Annotated in this window: 15 protein-coding genes and 1 riboswitch; of the genes, 7 read left to right on the forward strand and 8 right to left on the reverse strand. The window is 66.7% G+C overall.

Annotation, left to right across the window (positions count from 1 at the left end; all coding sequences use genetic code 11):
- The first annotated feature begins 319 nt into the window (after window positions 1–319).
- Window positions 320–829 carry a pentapeptide repeat-containing protein gene (locus tag ACNH6H_RS10870; protein WP_418317578.1) on the forward strand — a complete coding sequence of 170 codons (510 nt, stop codon included), beginning with the start codon at window positions 320–322 and terminating at the stop codon, window positions 827–829.
- A gap of 36 nt (window positions 830–865) precedes the next feature.
- Window positions 866–1,336, forward strand: coding sequence for a hypothetical protein (locus ACNH6H_RS10875; RefSeq protein ID WP_418317579.1), 471 nt, complete (start codon window positions 866–868; stop codon window positions 1,334–1,336).
- Here ACNH6H_RS10875 and metH read toward each other — a convergent pair.
- The 6 genes from metH to ACNH6H_RS10905 form a co-directional block, all read right to left on the reverse strand.
- On the reverse strand, window positions 1,323–4,094 hold the full coding sequence (metH, locus tag ACNH6H_RS10880) for a methionine synthase (RefSeq protein ID WP_418317580.1): 2,772 nt from the start codon (window positions 4,092–4,094) through the stop codon (window positions 1,323–1,325). The genes ACNH6H_RS10875 and metH overlap by 14 nt on opposite strands.
- Before the next feature lie 49 nt (window positions 4,095–4,143).
- Window positions 4,144–4,235: riboswitch (S-adenosyl-L-homocysteine riboswitch) on the reverse strand.
- 52 nt (window positions 4,236–4,287) lie between these two features.
- Window positions 4,288–5,328, reverse strand: coding sequence for a homocysteine S-methyltransferase family protein (locus ACNH6H_RS10885; protein WP_418317581.1), 1,041 nt, complete (start codon window positions 5,326–5,328; stop codon window positions 4,288–4,290).
- A gap of 63 nt (window positions 5,329–5,391) precedes the next feature.
- On the reverse strand, window positions 5,392–7,506 hold the full coding sequence (locus ACNH6H_RS10890; protein WP_418317582.1) for a putative bifunctional diguanylate cyclase/phosphodiesterase: 2,115 nt from the start codon (window positions 7,504–7,506) through the stop codon (window positions 5,392–5,394).
- Between the two features lie 129 nt (window positions 7,507–7,635).
- Window positions 7,636–9,942, reverse strand: coding sequence for an ATP-binding protein (locus tag ACNH6H_RS10895; RefSeq protein ID WP_418317584.1), 2,307 nt, complete (start codon window positions 9,940–9,942; stop codon window positions 7,636–7,638).
- A 202-nt stretch (window positions 9,943–10,144) separates the two neighbouring features.
- Window positions 10,145–10,420: a DUF3567 domain-containing protein gene (locus tag ACNH6H_RS10900; RefSeq protein ID WP_418317586.1), complete on the reverse strand. Its 276-nt coding sequence runs from the start codon at window positions 10,418–10,420 to the stop codon at window positions 10,145–10,147.
- Between the two features lie 65 nt (window positions 10,421–10,485).
- Window positions 10,486–11,655, reverse strand: coding sequence for a DUF3108 domain-containing protein (locus ACNH6H_RS10905; protein WP_418317587.1), 1,170 nt, complete (start codon window positions 11,653–11,655; stop codon window positions 10,486–10,488).
- A gap of 68 nt (window positions 11,656–11,723) precedes the next feature.
- Here ACNH6H_RS10905 and ACNH6H_RS10910 point away from each other — a divergent pair, with 68 nt between their 5' ends.
- The 5 genes from ACNH6H_RS10910 (at window position 11,724) to ubiA (ending at window position 16,184) form a co-directional block, all read left to right on the forward strand.
- Window positions 11,724–12,674, forward strand: a complete 951-nt coding sequence (locus tag ACNH6H_RS10910) for a fumarylacetoacetate hydrolase family protein (protein ID WP_418317588.1) — start codon at window positions 11,724–11,726, stop codon at window positions 12,672–12,674.
- Window positions 12,675–12,688: 14 nt separating this feature from the next.
- Entirely contained in the window at window positions 12,689–13,180 is a 492-nt protein-coding gene (locus ACNH6H_RS10915) for a retropepsin-like aspartic protease family protein (protein WP_418317590.1), read from the forward strand.
- A 92-nt stretch (window positions 13,181–13,272) separates the two neighbouring features.
- The gene (locus ACNH6H_RS10920) at window positions 13,273–13,941 is read left to right on the forward strand and encodes a PhaM family polyhydroxyalkanoate granule multifunctional regulatory protein (RefSeq protein WP_418317592.1); all 669 of its coding nucleotides are present in this window, start codon (window positions 13,273–13,275) and stop codon (window positions 13,939–13,941) included.
- Between the two features lie 37 nt (window positions 13,942–13,978).
- On the forward strand, window positions 13,979–15,199 hold the full coding sequence (locus tag ACNH6H_RS10925; protein WP_418317593.1) for an FIST signal transduction protein: 1,221 nt from the start codon (window positions 13,979–13,981) through the stop codon (window positions 15,197–15,199).
- 76 nt (window positions 15,200–15,275) lie between these two features.
- Window positions 15,276–16,184, forward strand: a complete 909-nt coding sequence (gene ubiA / locus ACNH6H_RS10930) for a 4-hydroxybenzoate octaprenyltransferase (protein ID WP_418317594.1) — start codon at window positions 15,276–15,278, stop codon at window positions 16,182–16,184.
- Between the two features lie 6 nt (window positions 16,185–16,190).
- On the opposite strand, the gene proC is transcribed toward ubiA, so the two are convergent.
- Together proC and ACNH6H_RS10940 are read right to left on the reverse strand one after the other, a co-directional pair.
- A complete protein-coding gene (proC, locus tag ACNH6H_RS10935; RefSeq protein ID WP_418317595.1) occupies window positions 16,191–17,000 on the reverse strand; it encodes a pyrroline-5-carboxylate reductase in 810 nt (269 codons plus the stop codon).
- 9 nt (window positions 17,001–17,009) lie between these two features.
- A complete protein-coding gene (locus ACNH6H_RS10940; RefSeq protein WP_418317596.1) occupies window positions 17,010–17,717 on the reverse strand; it encodes a YggS family pyridoxal phosphate-dependent enzyme in 708 nt (235 codons plus the stop codon).
- Between the last annotated feature and the right edge of the window lie 61 nt (window positions 17,718–17,778).

The raw sequence follows: 17,778 nt of genomic DNA on the forward strand, positions 1-17,778 counted from the left end.
TTTGCGCGGCGCGCGATCACTGACAGAGAGCCGGGCGCCGCAACGGCCCGAAAACAAACTCCGCACCGCAAACGCTTTCGAGAAAGGTTCCGCCATGCATGCAGATCGACGAAGCACGATTCGCAGCACCTCCAAGGGCAGCCAGTCAATGACTGCGCAGACGCGGCCGGCGACGACGGCTGCAGCGGCATTCGCCTTCGCTGGGGCACATCGTCTGGCGGCAGTGCTGGCTCTGTGCAGCGCCGCCACTGTCGCGGCCGCCGCCGGTCCTGCATCGGGAACGACTGCCGATTGCCGGATCGAGCCCGGCGCCTTGTGCATGGAAGCGCGGCTTGGCAGCGCCCGGCTCGCCGGCGCCAACCTGCGCTACGCCAATTTTCTGGCCGCTGATCTGCAGGGTGCCGATCTGAGCCAGTCCCATCTGATCGGCGCCAATTTCAAGGATGCCAGCCTGCGTTCGGCCGATCTGCGCGGCGCGCAGATGACCGAAGCCGACCTGACTCGCGCCGATCTGCGCACTGGCCGGCTGCAACGCGCCCACCTCGATCGCGCGAACCTGCTGAATGCCGATCTGCGCCGGGCCGACCTGCGCCGCGCCAGCCTGCGCCAGGCCAGGTTGCAGGGCGCCGAGATGAGCGGAGCCGATCTGCGCGATGCAGACCTCGCGCGCAGCAACCTGACCGCTGCGAACCTGACCAATGCCAATCTCGACGGCGCCGATCTGCGTGGCGCCAACCTCAGCGAGGCACGCATCAGCGCCGCACAGTTGGCACAGGCGCTTACCGATGCCAGTACCCGGCTCGACGATGCGGAAATCGTCCGCTATTGACGTCGGCAACCGAGCCGCACCACGAGGAGAACAACGATGAACAGCCGCCACGAGCCGATCGAACACGACCAGACAGCCTCCGCCACCAGCGAACGCCGCGAAGAAGCAGACCGCTTGCTGAACGGCATTGCCTGGGCCAGCATCGTGATCGGCGCGGCCGAGCTGGTGCTGCCGCGCCGCACACGCAATACCGTGTCGGTCGGCATCGGCGGCGTCTGGATGCGGCTGCGCGGCTTGCGCTCGATCGCCGGCGGCATCGCGTTGCTGGTGGCCGACGACAAGGAGCGCTGGCTGAACCGGCGCAGCATCGCCAATGCGCTCGATTGCGTAACGCTGGCCTGGCACCATCACGACGGCGATGCCGACGACCGCAAACGCAATGGCGTCGCGATCGGCGCGATCGGCCTGCTGACCGCGGTCGACATGACCGCGGCGCGGAAAATGGAACTGGCGTCGCGCCGCGCGGATGCCGGCGCGAGCTCCGCTCAGCCGGTCAACCGAGGCTGACCAGCGCGCGCTGCACGTCGGCCAGTTCGCGGCCGCTGCGCTCGGCCCAGTCGCGCAACTGGTCTTCGCCGAGCCGGCCGACGTTGAAATAGGTAGCGGCCGGATGGGCGAAATAAAAGCCGCTGACCGATGCAGCCGGCGACATCGCCCAGCTTTCGGTCAACGCCATGCCGATCTCGGCACAGTCGAGCACGCGGAACATCTCGCCTTTCACCGTGTGGTCCGGGCAGGCCGGATAACCCGGCGCCGGCCGGATGCCGCGGTATCTTTCCTTGATCAGCTCTTCGTTGCTCAGCGACTCCTCGCCGGCATAACCCCAGAAGTCGGTGCGCACCCGCTGGTGGAGACGCTCGGCAAAGGCCTCGGCGAGGCGGTCGGCGAGCGCCTTCAGCATGATCGCGCTGTAGTCGTCATGCTGTTCGAGAAACTGCTTTTCCTTCTTGTCGCAGCCAAGCCCTGCGGTGACCGCGAACAGCCCGATGTAGTCGGGGCCGTCGACCGCGCCTTTCGGCGCGATGAAATCGGCGAGGCAGCGGTTCGGCCGCGGCACGCCGTCGATCACCGGCCGCTCGGTCTGCATGCGCAGCCCGCGCCAGGTGAACAGCACCTCGGTGCATGACTCGTCGGCATAGATCTCGATGTCGTCGTCGCCGACGCGATGCGCCGGATAGAGACCGATCACGCCATTGGCGTTCAGCCAGCGGCCATCGATCAGCCGCTTCAGCATCTGCTGTCCGTCCTCGAAGACACGCCGCGCGGTGTCGCCGACCACCTCGTCGTCGAGGATCGCCGGATACGAACCGGCGAGGTCCCAGGTCTGGAAAAAAGGCGCCCAGTCGATGCACTGCGCAATCTGGGCGAGGTCGTAGTTGCGAAAGACACGGCGTCCGACAAATTTCGGTTTCGGCGGCTGGTAGGCCGCCCAGTCGATCGGCGTCTTGTTGGCGCGCGCATCGGCCAGGCTGACCAGCGGCGTCTGCTTCTTGTTCGCATGCTGCTGGCGCACCCGTTCGTAGTCGGCCTTGATCTCGTCGATATAGGCGGCCGCACGCTCATCGCTCAGCAGGTCGCTGCAGACATTGACGCTGCGGCTGGCATCGGGCACATAAACCACCGGGCCTTCGTAATGCGGCGAGATCTTCACCGCGGTGTGGACCCGGCTGCAGGTGGCGCCGCCGATCAGCAGCGGCAGCTTGCGTTCGCGGAAATAGTCGTCGCGCTGCATCTCGGCCGCGACATGCTGCATCTCCTCGAGGCTCGGCGTGATCAGGCCCGACAGGCCGATGATGTCGGCGCCCTCGGCCTTGGCGCGCGCCAGGATGTCCTGGCACGGCACCATCACGCCCATGTTGACGACCTCGAAATTGTTGCACTGCAGGACGACGGTGACTATGTTCTTGCCGATGTCGTGGACGTCGCCCTTGACGGTCGCGATGACGATCTTGCCTTTCGCCTTGGCCTCGCCGCCGGCGTCGACCAGCGCCTTTTTCTCGGCCTCAATATAAGGCAGCAGGTGCGCCACCGCCTGCTTCATCACCCGCGCACTTTTCACCACCTGCGGCAGGAACATCTTGCCCTGGCCGAACAGGTCGCCGACGATGTTCATGCCGTCCATCAGCGGGCCTTCGATCACGTTCAGCGGCCGGCCGCCGGCCGCAACGATCTGCTGGTAGACCTCCTCGGTATCGTCGACGATGAAATCGTTGATGCCATGCACCAGCGCATGACTGAGCCGCTCGGCGACCGGCTTGGCCCGCCACGCGAACTTGGCCGAATCGTCCTTCGCCTGGCCCTTCGCCGATTCGGCGACCTCTATCAGCCGCTCGCCGGCATCCGGGCGCCGGTTCAGCACCACGTCCTCGACCCGTTCGCGCAGCACCGGCTCGAGGTCGTCGTAGACGCCGACCATGCCGGCATTGACGATGCCCATGTCCATGCCGGCCTGGATCGCGTGGTACAGGAAGACGGTGTGGATCGCCTCGCGCACCGGGTCGTTGCCGCGGAAGCTGAAGCTGACGTTGCTGACGCCGCCGCTGACCTTGGCGCCCGGCAGGTTCTGCTTGATCCAGCGCGTCGCATTGATGAAATCGACCGCGTAGTTGTCGTGCTCCTCGATGCCGGTGGCAATCGCGAAGATGTTCGGGTCGAAGATGATGTCCTCGGGCGGGAAATCGATCTCGTCGACGAGGATGCGGTAGGCACGTTCGCAGATCGCGATCTTGCGTTCGTAGGTGTCGGCCTGGCCTTTTTCGTCGAAGGCCATCACGACGGTGGCTGCGCCGTAGCGGCGGATCAGTTTTGCCTGACGCCGGAACTCATCTTCGCCTTCCTTCAGCGAGATCGAGTTGACGATGCCCTTGCCCTGGATGCATTTGAGGCCCGCTTCGATGACCTCCCACTTCGAGCTGTCGATCATGATCGGCACGCGGGCGATTTCCGGCTCGCTGGCGACCAGCTTCAGGAAGCGCACCATCGCGGCCTTGCTGTCGAGCATCGCCTCGTCCATGTTGATGTCGATCACCTGCGCGCCGTTTTCGACCTGCTGGCGCGCCACCGCCAGCGCAGCCTCGAACTGGTCGTTCAGGATCAGCCGGGCGAAGGCCTTCGAGCCGGTGACGTTGGTGCGCTCGCCGATATTGACGAACAGCGAGCTGCTGTCGATCGATACCGGCTCGAGACCGGACAGCTTCATCGCGGCGACGCGCTCAGCCGGTTTGGCGGCATCGGCGGACGAGGGGGAAACGGGGGGATTCGACATGGCGGCGCTGATCTGGGGGCAGGCCGCGCAACTCACCACGGCCTGTTGGGTCGGGTGAGCGCTGTTGGGAAAGACACAGGGCCCAAGCCTGGCAGCAAGCCGACCGAATAGGTCGGCGCCGTCGCAACGCTCCTTGGACCGGCCGGAATTGTAATTGCTGCGGATCGCCTGCCGCTGAACCGGGCGGCGGCGCTCAGGCCGCCAGCAACTCGCTGAACAGGCCGTCGTGCCGGCAGCGCGGCTGGTAGCGGCCGACCCGTTTGGCGATCTCGGCGATGTGCCCCGGCGTCGTGCCGCAGCAGCCGCCGGCGATGTTCAGGAAACCGGACTTCGCGAATTCCTCGACCATCCGGCCGGTGATCTCCGGCGTCTCGTCGAAGCCGGTATCGCTCATCGGATTCGGCAGGCCGGCGTTCGGATAGCAGCTGATGAAGGTATCGCCGGCGACCTTTGCGAGCTCCTCGATGTAGGGCCGCATCAGTGCCGCGCCGAGCGCGCAGTTCAGGCCGACGGCAAGCGGCCGCGCATGGCGAACGCTGTGCCAGAACGCGCTGACCGTCTGGCCCGACAGGATGCGCCCGGAGGCATCGGTCACGGTGCCGGAGATGATCACCGGCAGCCGCTCGCCGCTTTCCTCCATCAACTCGTCGAGCGCAAAGATCGCCGCCTTCGCATTCAGCGTGTCGAAGATCGTCTCGACCAGAAACAGGTCGCAGCCGCCCTCGAGCAGGCCTTCGGCCTGTTCGCAGTAGGCGGCACGCAGCTGATCGAAATCGACATTGCGCGCCGCCGGATCGTTGACGTCTGGGCTGATGCTCGCGGTGCGCGGCGTCGGGCCGAGCGCGCCGGCAACAAAACAGCGCCGCCCGGTCGCGTCACAGGCGGCACGCGCGATGCGGGCGCCTTCGACGTTCATTTCACGGGCAACCGAGGCGAGGCCATAGTCTTCCTGCGCGACCGTCGTCGCCCCGAAGGTATTGGTCTCGACGATGTCGGCACCGGCCTGCAGATACTGGTCGTGGATCTCGCGGATCACGTCCGGCCGGGTCAGCTGCAACAGGTCGTTATTGCCTTTCAGGTCTTTCGGATGCGAGGCGAATCGTTCACCACGGAAATCCGCTTCGCCGAGCTTGTAGCGCTGGATCATCGTGCCCATTGCGCCATCGAGGATCGCGATGCGCTGTTCGAGCAGGGCCGGCAGGTCGGCGCCACGGGTATAGGCGATGGTTTTCATCGGCCGATTGTACGAAGTCGCACCCGGGCGCGAACGGCGCCGCGCGCCATGCCCGCACCGGCATCAGTGCAGTTCGGCCATCCGGGTGTCGATGTACAGCGACTCGCGGAAATCGATGTCCTTCGGCCCGATGTCGTTCATCGCCCACAGCGACAGCGCCCGCGCCGACATCGGCTTCGCGAACAAAAAGCCCTGCAGCTCATCGCAACCGAGCGAGCGCAGGATTGCATACTGCTGCTCGGTTTCGACGCCTTCGGCAACGACCTTCAGCTGCAGCGCCTGCGCCAGCTTGATCACCGCATCGACGACGCGTTCGGCGTCCTCGCTGCTGCCGAGGTCCTGCACGAAGCTGCGGTCGATCTTCAGCTCCTCCGCCGGCAGCCGGCGCAGATAGGACAGGCTCGAATAACCGGTGCCGAAATCGTCGATCGAGATGTGCACGCCTGCCTGCGCGAGGCCGTTGAAGATGTTCATCGTCTCGGCCGCATCCTCCATCGCGACCGATTCGGTGATCTCGCAGGTCAGCAGTTTCGGATTGATGCGGTGCCGCGCCAAGGCCGCGCTGATGCGGTCGGCGAGGTCGGCCTGGCGCAGCTGGTAGACCGACATGTTGATCGCAACGCGCATCCGCAGTCCCTGGTCGCGCCAGGCGCGGATCTGCCGGCAGGCTTCGTCGATCAACCAGTCGCCGAGGCCATTGATCAGGCCGAAACGTTCGGCGATCGGAATGAAAACGGATGGGCCGATCAGCCCGCGTTTCGGGTGATGCCAGCGCATCAACGCCTCGGCACCGGTGATCTCGCCGCTTGGCGCATGCACCTTCGGCTGGTAATACAACTCGAGCTGGCCGTTGCCGAGCGCCTTGCGCAGGTCGTGCAGCAGGTCGACCTGTTCGCGTGCGCCGGAACTCATGCGCGGCTCATAGAAGCAGTAGGTCGCGCCGCCGCCGGCCTTCGATGCCTGCATCGCCGCGTCGGCATGGGCGAGCAGTTTTGCGACGGTCGCATCACTCGGGTACATCGCGATGCCGACCGAACACGAGATCGACACCTCGCGTTCCTCGCGGCCCTCGACCTGGTAGGGCTGCTGCAGCAGATCGAGCAGTTCCGCGGCGCGCGCCGAAGCGTCGCCGGCGAGCGGCTGGTCCTGCATCAGCAGCAGAAACTCGTCGGCACCGAGCCTGGCGACCACATCGTTCGGGCCGGCCAGGCTGCCGAGTCGGCGCGCCACGCCGCGCAACACCGCATCGCCGACCGGGTGGCCGAAGGATTCGTTGATCGGCTTGAAGCCGTCGAGGTCGATGAACAGCAGCGCCAGTCCGGACTGGTTTTCATCGGCGACGCGTGCCGCGGCGGCGAGCCGCTGCTCGAACATCTCGCGGTTCGGCAACTGGGTCAACGCATCGAGCGTCGCTTGGTGCCGCAACTCGGTTTTTACCCGTGACAGCGATTCACGGGTATGTTCCTCGAGCCGCGACGAGACCAGGATCGCCAGCACGAACATCAGGCTGCCGACCGAAGCCAGCGCCGTGATCGACGTTGCCGGCAACACCTCGCGAAAAACCGATGCCTGCTGTGCGCCAAGGCCGGTCGCATTGATGGCCACGACTTCGCCGATCACGATGCCCACGCCCATCGAGACGGCGGCGATCAGATTCCACGGCACGCGGCTGTCCGGATGCGAACGGCCGATGTACCAGATGCCGAGGCCGAGCGTCGAGCCGCCGACGCCGGCGAGCAGCGCAATCAGCAGCCCGGGCACATCCCAGCTCAGGCCAGGCTGCAGGCCCATCGACACGAAGACCAGCATCTGTGTGACGACGAGACCGGTGCCGATGCCCGACGCGGCAGCGAGCACACCGCGGAGGCTGGCCTTGCGGCTGCCGATCATGCTGAACCCGGCCATGCCGACGCCCACAGCGGCGAGCCAGGCGGCAAAAATGCCGACCGGGTGGAAACCGACGTCGAAACCGAGTTGCTCGAAATTGATGCTCAGCACCTGCACCGACCAGACGCCGGTTCCCCAGGCCAGCCCGGAGCCGAGCAGCCATTGCCGGCCTTCGGCCTGCTCTGTCGACTGCATCCGCTTGCCGAGGTCGAGCGCGGCATAAACCGACAGGCTGGCGATGCAGCCGGTCAGCAGCAGCCACGGGGCCAGCAGAACCAGATTCGATGCCATCGTGTCCTGTTCAGGGCCGCGGCGGATGGTGTCGCCGGCGGCGGCCGGGCAACACCGGCACACGGATGCCCAGCGGTTCGGGGATGTTCATGGCCACTTATCGGCCCGCGCGGACATTCGCTTGAGGCATCAGTTGACAAAACCCATGCCGCGGCGATGCCGGACCTCGGGTTTGACCCGATGCTCCGATTCGAGCTGCGACAGGAATTCGTCAGCGCTGAAGGCCTCGGCCAGGATGTCGACCTGCCGCCTGACCGCGGCAAAATCGCCGGCGGTCAGCACATCGAGCTTGCGCAGCCGTTCGCGGTGTTCGTCGGTCAACTGGTCGTCCGCGCCGGCGAGCGCCTCGGCAATGAACATCCGCTCGCGCTGCGCCGGCGTCAGCGGGAAAAAGCGGATCTTGAACGTGAAGCGGCGCAGCGCCGCCTCGTCGAGTTCGTCGAACAGATTCGTCGTGCAGATGAACAGGCCGGCAAATCGCTCCATGCCCTGCAGCATCTCGTTGACCTCGCTGATCTCGTAGCTGCGTTCGGCGAGTCGCCGGTTGCGCAGGAAGCTGTCGGCCTCGTCGAGCAGCAGCACCGCCTGCTCGGCTTCGGCTTCGGCAAACATCCGCGCCATGTTCTGCTCGGTTTCGCCGACATATTTGCTGGCGATTTCGCTGGCCTGGCGGATCATCAGCGGCTTGTCCAGCGATTTGGCGATGTGTTCGGCCAGCGCGGTCTTGCCGGTGCCGGGCGGGCCGTGGAAACACAGGGTGCCGTGGCCGCTGCGCCGCAGCGCGTCGATGATGCGCGGCAGCGCGAACCGCGACTCGGTATTGAGCAGTCCGAGGTCGTAATTCGTCACCGGATCGCGCATCCGGTCGGCCCGGTTGGTCGTGCCCAGCGCCAGGTCGGCATGGCCGAGCTGACGCTCGATCAGCTCCTCGATCACGGCACCGTCGGTTCCGGCAAGCAAGGCAAAACGCACCGCGGTGCGGACCTGCGCTGGCGTCAACCCCTTGCGTTCTGCAAGCGATTTGGCAAAGCGGTCACTCACTTCAACGGCACCGAGCGCGCGCCGCACCAGTGCCTCGCGGGCACCGGGCGGCGGGCATTTCAACTCCAGGTGGTACTGGAAGCGGCGCCGGAACGCGGGGTCGATCTGCTCGATCCGGTTGGTCGCCCAGACCACCGGCACCGGATTCGTCTCCAGGATCTGATTGACCCAGGCCTTGCCGCTGACGCTGCTGTTGCCGCTGAGCGCACCATCGCCGCTCTCGATGCGCGCCATGATCTGCGCCGCATCTGTCGATATCGGCGGAAAGACATCCTCGACCTCGTCGAACAGCAGCGCAACCTGCGTGCTGGCCTTCAGAAAGACCTGGCTGATCTGCAGCGAGCGGTAGCGGTCGCGGCCGGACAGCGAATTGCCGTCGCGGTCGGCATATTCGACTTCATACAAGGCCAGCCCGGCCGCCTGCGCCGCGACTTTTGCAAGTTCGGTCTTGCCGGTACCCGGCGGGCCATAAAGCAGGACATTGACGCCGGGCTCCTTGCGCTGCACTGCGTTGCGCAGCAGCGCCGTCAACACATTGAGGTCGTCTTCCACATAGTGGAAATCGGACGGACCGAGTTCGCTGCGCGATGCGGGCCTGGTGAATACCGCCATCAGGTCCGACGGCCCCTCGTAATGGCGCATCAGCACCGGCGGCAGCTGCTCGCTGACCTTCATCAGGTCGGACAAGTCGGTGATGTTGTGCTCCGAGATCAGGTTTTCGACCATCCCGGTGCGCTCGAGCCGCGAGCCGGCGCGCAGCGCTTCGGCCACTTCGGACTCATTGACGCCGGCGACTGCGGCGATCGCCGCATAGGCTTCCTGCGCATTGGCGACCTTGAACTCGACCAGCAGGCCGCGCAGGTCACGCTGGTACCGCGCCAAGGTGCCGTAGAGCAGCAGCGCCCGCTCGGCCGGGTTCAGTTGCAGCAGCCCGGCCAGCGCATCGATGTTCTTTTCGACGCGCGTCGATTCCTTCTTCAGATTCCGGTTCAGCCAGTGTTCTGTCGCGCCGAGCACTGCCAGCAGGTCCTTCGGCGCATCCTTGATGAATTCGTCGATGTAGAAAAACAGCGTCGCTTCTTCATACGGCCCCTGCCAGGCGCCGTGACGGTTGATGAAGGCCTCGTGGCCCAGCGCTTCGTGACCGCGCCAGGCATCGTTGTTGCGGCAACGCAGCGCGAGGAACTCGCGCAGCCGCTGCAGCACCGGTACCGGCCAGACCAGATGGCGTCCGGTCAGCGACAACAGGCTGTTCCAGTCGCGGCGCAAATTGAATCGACCGGGCTGGCGCATCGTCAGCGACAGCACGAAGCGCGAACACATCTGGTCGAGCACCGGCGCATCGCGCAAACCGGGCGACAGGATCATCCGCGCTTCTTCAATCGACTTGCCCATCGGCAACACCTCCCGCGACCGGGATGTCAATCCCTCAGGCCCTGGCCGCGGGAGCATCTTGTCGCAGGCAGGTGCCAGAGGCAAGGGTGAAGACGGAATTTCCTCGGCTGCCCCCCCGGCGCTCGACGTCGGCGGGCAGCAAAACGGCCCGGCAAGCCGGGCCGCAGCAGGCGGCGGTTGTCCGTGGACCGCCGTGTCAATCTCAGTGCAGCACGACCGGCTGCTGCATCAGCGAGGTGTAGCGGGCGATGTAATCGTCCATTTCGTCCTCGGACGGGCCGGTCTCGATCAACGCATCGACGCCGGCCTTGAAGCTTTGCGCCATGTCTCCGCTGATGAAGATTTCCTTGCGGGCAAACTTGTCGACGATTTCGTAACCGCCACGCGAGGATGGCGAGGTATTTGCCGGTGCGTCGCCGCTGGCGGCCGCATCGAATTGCACCACCACGAAATTGTCCGAGTTGTAGAGCATATGCATGACAGTCTCTCCTGGAGCAGAGATGAGGCGATGTCAGCAAAAATCAAGCCACTGACGGCGTTTGCCTAATCGATGCGTCTCAGTTCGAGCATCGCACCCTCCTCCGGGTTCCCCAGCCTCGCGCGCAGCGGCAGAAAATCACGCGCCGGATCGAGCCAGACCTCGGCCTTGGTGTCGAATTCCTTGCGCGGCTGGCGCGAAAACTTGACCGTCTGCACCTCGCCGGATCTCGTCGCCAGGCGCTCGCTGCCCTCGAAGCGGAAATCCCACACGGACGCATCGCCACGCGCGCCAACGACATACAGCGTGATCTTCTGGCCTGCCGACGCCAGCCGCGGATTGGCGGCAAGAATCGCCGGCACCTGCATCATCCAGCTCAAGCGGTCCTGCACGCCGCGGACCATCGGATATTCGGTCGACGGGCCGGAAAACGTGATCAGCTGGCGTTTGCGCTGGAAATTGGCGGCCCGCGCAGCGCTGCGCAGCCGCTGATCGGTAAAACGCACCGGCGCCAGCCCCGCCTTGTCGAATCCGCCCTTGCTGAGCTGCGTCAGGATCGTCAGGCCGCTGATTCGCGCCAGCAGCTGCAGTTCGTAGGCCGTGCCGTCGTGGCGCCAGTTCAATTCGCCGGTGCCGCTGACGACGCCGCGCTGCAGGTCGTAGCGCAGCGTCTGCGACGGAGGAAAGCGGGTCGAGTAGATCGGGATCGGATCGCCATCGGCCATATCGAGGCCGATCACGTCGTCGAGCGGCAGCGGCGGCTCGTTGCCGAGCGCCGCCAGCTGCAAGGGCTCGTCTGCCGGCGGGGCAGCTTCGGCAACCAGCAGCGGCTCGGCAGGCGGCAATGGCGGCTCGGCGGCTGCCGGCGCGGCGACTTCTTCGTCAGCAGGCTGCATCAGCGGCGGCTCGGCGAGCTCGACCGCGGCGATGACCGGTGCTGCTGCAACCAGGACGTTGGCGGCCGCAGCCTGTGTTTTCGCTGGCGCCGGGGGCGGCGCCGGTGCGACGACCGGCAGCGGCGCCGCTCCCGCGGCCACCGGGGCGATCGCACGCACCCGCATCGGCTGCGGCATTGTCTTGTCGCCAGCGTAGGCGGTCATCGCCGGCAGCCTGCCCAGCACGAGACCGTGCAGCAGCAGTGCGAGCAGCGCAGCGAGCGCGAAGACGCGCAGCGTCGGACGCGGCCGACGCGATGTCGGCGTGGAGAGCGATTGCGGAGACTTGCCAGGGAGCATCGACAATAGGGCAGGATGCCGGCGCGGGCCACGGTGGCTTGCCAGCTGCACCTGAATTTCTCCGCGCCATGAAAATTGCAACATTGAAGGACGGTTCGCGCGATGGCCAGTTGGTCGTCGTGTCGCGCGATCTGTCGCTGGCCCATTATGCGTCGGGGGTCGTCGGCCGCATGCAGCAACTGCTCGACGACTGGAATTTTCTGTCGCCGCAGCTCGAGGAGCTGTCGCAGACGCTGAACCACGGCAAGGCCCGCCATGCCTTTGCCTTCGATCCGGCCATGTGTCTGGCGCCATTGCCACGCGCAGCCTGCGTCGCGATGGTCGATCCGCCGGTGATGCAGCGCGAGCGGCATCCGCTGCAGCTCGCGGTCTTGCGCGGCGATGCCCTGCTCGGCGCGCGCGAAACGCCACCGGTCGCAGCGCGGAACGATGGCGCCGCCGAACTGCCGGAGCCGCCGGTCGGGCTCGATTTCTGCGGCCAGCTTGCGCTGATCACCGGCGAACTCGCCGCTGGCTCGGCGGCCGACGATGCACTGGCAGCGATCCGCCTGGTGATGCTGGCATGCAGCTGGCATCGGCCTGAGGCCGACGAGGCGATGCGGGCATCCCCGTGGGCAAGCATCAGTTTTGCGCCGGTCGCGGTGACGCCGGACGAACTCGGCGCCGCCTGGAGCAATGGCCGAATCGAGCTGCCGATCGACGTGATGCGCGGCAACAAGCGCTTCGGCCGCTGCCCGAGTGCCGGCGACACCGGCTGGTCGATCGGCGAACTGCTGGCGGCCGGCGCAAGCCACGACGGCCTGCGCAACGGCACGCTGCTCGGCCTCGGCACGCCGGCTGGCGACGGCAGCGTCGGCGATATCGCGATCGCAAGCCGCCGGCAACGCGAGCGCGAGCTCGACGGCGCCCCACGCACGCCCTACCTCGAGCCTGGCGAGGCCTTGCGCATCGATGCGATCGGCCGCGACGGCAGCAGCGTCTTCGGTGCGATCGAGCCGGCAACGGCCGCTCACGCCTGACCGGGCCATCCGCAGTGCACGATCTGCCACGCAGCTTCAAGCTGGCCACGATCTGGCTGCTGCTCGGGCTGGCGCTGTTTCTGGCGGTGCAGGCCTGGCAACACCGGCAGGCGCAGACCCGGTTCATGTCGACCGGCGGGATGATCGAGATCGTCCGCGCGCCGGATGGCCATTACCACTGGCCGGGGCGGATCAACGGTCGCGATGTCGAATTCCTGATCGATACCGGCGCCACCGGCACCGCGATGTCGCTCGACATGGCACGCGAACTCGGCCTGCCCGAACTCGGAAACGTCCGCTCGACGACCGCCGGCGGCCTGGTCACCGGGACGGTGGTCCGCGCCGATGTGGAGCTGCAAGGCGGCGTCGCTGCCCAGGGCTTGCGCATCGTCGCGCTGCCCGGGCTCGGCGACAAGCCGCTGCTCGGCATGGATGTGCTCGGCCGGCTGCGCTGGAGCCAGGACCGCGGCGTGCTGAAGATCGATTCCCGCAACGCCGCGCGCTGACAGAGCGGCGCTGGACTTGGCCCTTCGTCGATGCACAATGGGCCAGACATCCCGAGATGCCGGCCACACGCCACAACGATGGAGACAACCCGATGAACACCAGCAGCGACTTCGGCAAGATGATGCCGGGATTCGACTTTCTGCAAGGCCTGGTCAAGAACGCCGGCGCCGCGCTGCCCGGCGTCGGCCAGTGGGTGGCGCCGACGCTCGATCCGGCCGAGCTGGAAAAACGCATCGATGAATTGCGCACGGTGCAGTTCTGGCTCGAGCAGAACGCGCGGATGTTGGCGACGACGATCCAGGCGCTCGAAGTCCAGCGGATGACGCTGTCGACGCTGCAGACGATGAATGTGCAGATGAACGATCTGCAGGAATCGCTGAAGATCAAGCCGAAAGAAGCGGCCGAGCCGAAGGCTGCAGCCGCCCCGCCGGCAGAAAAACCTGCGCAGGCAGCGAAGCAGGCCACGCCCGCAGAGGGCAATGACCAGACGTCCGGCGAGCCGCCGAAAGCCGCGCCGGCGGTCGACCCGATGTTGTGGTGGAGCGCGTTGACCAAGCAGTTCGGCGAGATTGCCGCCAATGCCGTGCAGCAGGGCGCAGGCAAGGGGCTGGCCGCATCGATGGGGCGGCAAAGCGTCGACGGCGTTGCCGACGACAAGCCGGCCCGCAAGACCTCGGCGACGGCAAAAAAGCCCGCCCGCAAGTCTGCTGCATCGAAGGCAGACAACAAGTCCGCTGCCGACAAGGCCGGCAACAAGTGATGACCCGGCACCACGCGACGCAGCCGGTTGCTTGCCGATGAAACTGTTCCTGCATGGTCATGCCAGCGATCCTGACTGGCGGGTTGCGCTGAACCTCGCGGCGGCGCAGGTCGATGCGCAGCGCCAGGCCGAGCACCATGCGACGCAGCTGACGCTCGGCTGGGTTTATCTGACCGACCACCATGCGGCCTCGGCCGACGCCTTGCTGGCCGAACTCGGCGAACGCTGGCCCGGCGTCGCCTGGGTCGGCGCGGTCGGTGTCGGCGTCGCCGCAAACGGCGTCGAATATTTCGACGAGCCGGGATTGGTGCTGATGCTGGGCGACATTCCGGCCGAGGATTTCCGCATCTATTCAGGTGCCGAACCGCTGTCCGGCGGTGGGACTGCCGACTTCGAGGCGGCGACCGCACAAATCCACGCCGACCCTGCGACACCCGACCTCGATGAATTGATCACCGAGATGGCCGACCGCACGGCGACCGGATATCTGTTCGGTGGGCTCGCCAGTTCGCGCGGCCGCCATCTGCACATCGCCAACGGCGTATTCGAAGGCGGCCTGTCGGGCGTCGCGTTCAGCCGCAAGGTCGCGTTGCTGTCGCGGGTGACGCAGGGCTGCCAGCCGGCGGGGCCGGTGCGGCGGATTTCAGCCGCCGAGCGCAACCTGGTGATCGCGCTCGATGGCGAGCCGGCACTCGACTGCCTGCTGCGCGATCTGCAGATCGAAGGTGCCGAGCCGCGCGAGGCGCTGCCGCGGCTGCGTGGCACGCTGGTCGGCATCAGCGACCGCAGCGACGACGTCGTGATCCGGCCCGGACAATTCGGCACCGATACGCGGGTCCGCCATCTGATCGGCATCGACCCGAACCGGCGCGCGATCGCGATCGGCGACAACGCCGAGGTCGACATGCAGCTGGCCTTCTGCAGCCGCAATACCGAGGCCGCGCGCCGCGACCTGGTGCGCATCTGCAGCGAGATCCGCGAGGAGCTCGAACCGGAGGAACTGCCGCTGGAAACCGCGCTGGCGCTGCAGGCCAGTGATGGCGAACGCGGCCTGCACCCGGCGCGGCGGATTGCCGGCGCGATCTACGTCAGCTGTTCGGGGCGTGGCGGGCCACATTTTGGTGCGCCGTCGGCCGAGCTCGCGGTGGTGCGCCACGCGCTCGGCGACGTGCCGCTGGTCGGCTTTTTTGCCGCCGGCGAAATCGCCCGCCACCACCTGTACGGTTATACCGGCGTGCTGACCGTTTTCACCTGCTGAGCCGCAAACCGCCGGCAAGCCATCGTTTATCGTTGGCAGCGTTTCGCCTGCCAACCGCCATGCCGCCGCTCGCACCGTGAATTCAAGCCTGTCCCAGCCGTCCCGGCTGTCGCTGTACCTGAACCTGATCCGCTGGGATCGCCCCGCCGGCAGCTACCTGTTGCTGTGGCCCAGCCTGTCGGCGCTGTGGCTCGCCGCCGGTGGTTTTCCGGGCTGGAAGCTGCTGCTGATCTTCATCGTCGGCACCTTTCTGATGCGCAGCGCCGGCTGCGCGGTCAACGACGTCGCCGACCGCGAATTCGACCGCCACGTCAAGCGCACCGCGCAGCGGCCGGTGACCAGCGGCCAGCTCGCGGCACGCAATGCCTTGTGGCTCGGCGCCGCGCTGGCGGCGATCGCCTTCGTGCTGGTGTTGACGATCAACCTCGCAACCGTCGTCTGGAGCTTCGCCGCGCTGGCGATCAGCATCGCCTACCCGTATGCGAAACGCGTCGTCTCGATGCCGCAGGCGGTGCTCGGCATCGCCTTCAGTTTCGGCATTCCGATGGCCTTCGCCGCGGTCAATGGCGGCGACAGCTGGCGCTGGGAGTCGGTTCCCGGCGCGGTGCCGCCGCTGGCCGGCTGGCTGCTGCTCGGCAACCTGTTCTGGGTGCTGGCCTACGACACCGAATATGCGATGGTCGACCGCGACGACGATCTGAAGATCGGCATCAAGACATCGGCGATCACGCTCGGCCGCTTCGATGTTGCCGCGGTGATGGGCTTTTATGCCGCATTCCTGCTGATCTGGGCCGCGATCGGCGCCGGCCTCGGCCTGGCATGGCCGTTTTTTGCCGGCCTGCTGGTCGCCGCGGCAATCGCCGGCTGGCATTTCACGCTGATCCGCGACCGCAGCCGAGACGGCTGCTTCAAGGCCTTCCGGCTGAACCACTGGCTCGGTTTTGCGGTATTCGCAGGTGTCGTGTTCGCGCTGCAGGTGGCCTGACCCAGTTCAGGCGCCGAATTCATCGCCCAGTTGCGACGCCCTGTGCCGGGCCGCTTCGAGCGCCTCGACAAAACTCGCCTTGACGCCGGCGGCCTCGAGCACCTCGAGCGCCGCAAAGGTCGTGCCGCCTTTCGACGTCACCTGCTGGCGCAGAGTTGCCGGCGGCTGATCCGACCCGGCAGCCAGCGCGGTGGCGCCGGCCATCGTCGCCAACGCGAGTTGCCGGCCCTGCTCGGCGCTCAGTCCCATCTGCTGAGCCGAATCGATCAGGGCCTCGAGCAGGTAGAACACATAGGCCGGGCCGGATCCCGACACCGCGGTGACGGCATCGAGGTCGGCCTCGCGATCGACCCACAGGGTGCGGCCGGTCGGCGCCAGCACAGCCTCGACCTCGGTGCGTTCGTCCGCGGTCACCTGCGGCCGTGCAAACAGGCCGGCAATGCCCTGGCCGATCAACGCCGGCGTATTCGGCATCGCACGGACCACCCGTTCGGTGCCGCAGGCACGGGCGATCGTGTCGCTGCGGATGCCGGCCATCACGCTCAACTGCAACGCCGCACCGATGTGCGGCGCACACGGCGCCGATGCGACGCCGAACAGCTGCGGCTTGACGGCCCAGACGACCAGCGCCGCGTCAGCGAGTTCAGGGCCTGCAGCGGCCAGCGTCGTGATGCCGAAATCGGACTGCAGTGCGCTGCGCTGCGCGTCGCCCGGGTCGACGACGAGCACGCTGGAAGCAGGCCGGCCGCTGCCGAGCAGGCCGCCGATGATCGCGCGGGCCATGTTGCCGCCGCCAATGAAAACAAGCTTGTTCATCGCGCCAGTTTAGGCCGGTGGCCGAGCGCCGAAGATCGCGGTGCCGATGCGCACCATCGTTGCACCTTCGAGGATTGCCGCATCGAGGTCGTCGCTCATGCCGATCGACAAGGTATCGAATCGATGGCCGAGGCGGTGGCCGGCACCGGTCAGCGTGTTCATCAGTTCGCGCAACCGGCGATGCGGCTCGCGCTGTGCCTCGAGCCCGACCGCCGGCGCCGGTATCGCCATCAGCCCGCGCAGCTCGAGCCGCGGCATCGCGGCCACCGCGGCTGCCACCGCGGCGACCTCGGCCGGCGGCAGGCCGCTCTTGCTTGCCTCGCCACTGATATTGACCTGCAGGCAGATCTGCAACGGCGGCAGATCGGGCGGACGGTGTTCATTCAGCCGCTCGGCGATCTTCAGCCGATCGACCGAATCGACCCAGTCGAACGCCGCGGCGACCGCCCGCGTCTTGTTGCTCTGCAGCGGCCCGATCAGGTGCCAGACGATGCGGCTGCGCAGGTCGGCCAGCGCGGCGATCTTGTCGAGCCCTTCCTGCACATAGTTTTCGCCGAACAGTCGCTCGCCGGCATCGAATGCCGCCCTGATCTCGTCGGCGCTGCGCGTCTTGCCGACACAAACCAGTTCGACCGAGTCGGCCGGGCGTTGCGCGGCGGCGCAGGCTTCGGCGATGCGCCGGCGCACGTGTTGTATGTTGTCGAGGATCGTCGCCATAATGCCGCGAGCGTATCCTCTCCCGGCGCCGCCCGGCGCACCCGCGTCCGCCCCACCCAAC

The sequence above is a fragment of the Pseudideonella sakaiensis genome (assembly GCF_048320135.1).
Lineage (GTDB): Bacteria > Pseudomonadota > Gammaproteobacteria > Burkholderiales > Burkholderiaceae_C > Ideonella_A > Ideonella_A sakaiensis_A.

Bases quoted from the DNA above. Each gene is read 5' to 3' on its own strand.
- ACNH6H_RS10870 (WP_418317578.1), top strand. From the start codon at position 320: ATGGAAGCGCGGCTTGGCAGCGCCCGGCTCGCCGGCGCCAACCTGCGC.
- ACNH6H_RS10875 (WP_418317579.1), top strand. From the start codon at position 866: ATGAACAGCCGCCACGAGCCGATCGAACACGACCAGACAGCCTCCGCC.
- metH (WP_418317580.1), bottom strand. From the start codon at position 4,094: ATGTCGAATCCCCCCGTTTCCCCCTCGTCCGCCGATGCCGCCAAACCG.
- ACNH6H_RS10885 (WP_418317581.1), bottom strand. From the start codon at position 5,328: ATGAAAACCATCGCCTATACCCGTGGCGCCGACCTGCCGGCCCTGCTC.
- ACNH6H_RS10890 (WP_418317582.1), bottom strand. From the start codon at position 7,506: ATGGCATCGAATCTGGTTCTGCTGGCCCCGTGGCTGCTGCTGACCGGC.
- ACNH6H_RS10895 (WP_418317584.1), bottom strand. From the start codon at position 9,942: ATGGGCAAGTCGATTGAAGAAGCGCGGATGATCCTGTCGCCCGGTTTG.
- ACNH6H_RS10900 (WP_418317586.1), bottom strand. From the start codon at position 10,420: ATGCATATGCTCTACAACTCGGACAATTTCGTGGTGGTGCAATTCGAT.
- ACNH6H_RS10905 (WP_418317587.1), bottom strand. From the start codon at position 11,655: ATGCTCCCTGGCAAGTCTCCGCAATCGCTCTCCACGCCGACATCGCGT.
- ACNH6H_RS10910 (WP_418317588.1), top strand. From the start codon at position 11,724: ATGAAAATTGCAACATTGAAGGACGGTTCGCGCGATGGCCAGTTGGTC.
- ACNH6H_RS10920 (WP_418317592.1), top strand. From the start codon at position 13,273: ATGAACACCAGCAGCGACTTCGGCAAGATGATGCCGGGATTCGACTTT.
- ACNH6H_RS10925 (WP_418317593.1), top strand. From the start codon at position 13,979: ATGAAACTGTTCCTGCATGGTCATGCCAGCGATCCTGACTGGCGGGTT.
- proC (WP_418317595.1), bottom strand. From the start codon at position 17,000: ATGAACAAGCTTGTTTTCATTGGCGGCGGCAACATGGCCCGCGCGATC.
- ACNH6H_RS10940 (WP_418317596.1), bottom strand. From the start codon at position 17,717: ATGGCGACGATCCTCGACAACATACAACACGTGCGCCGGCGCATCGCC.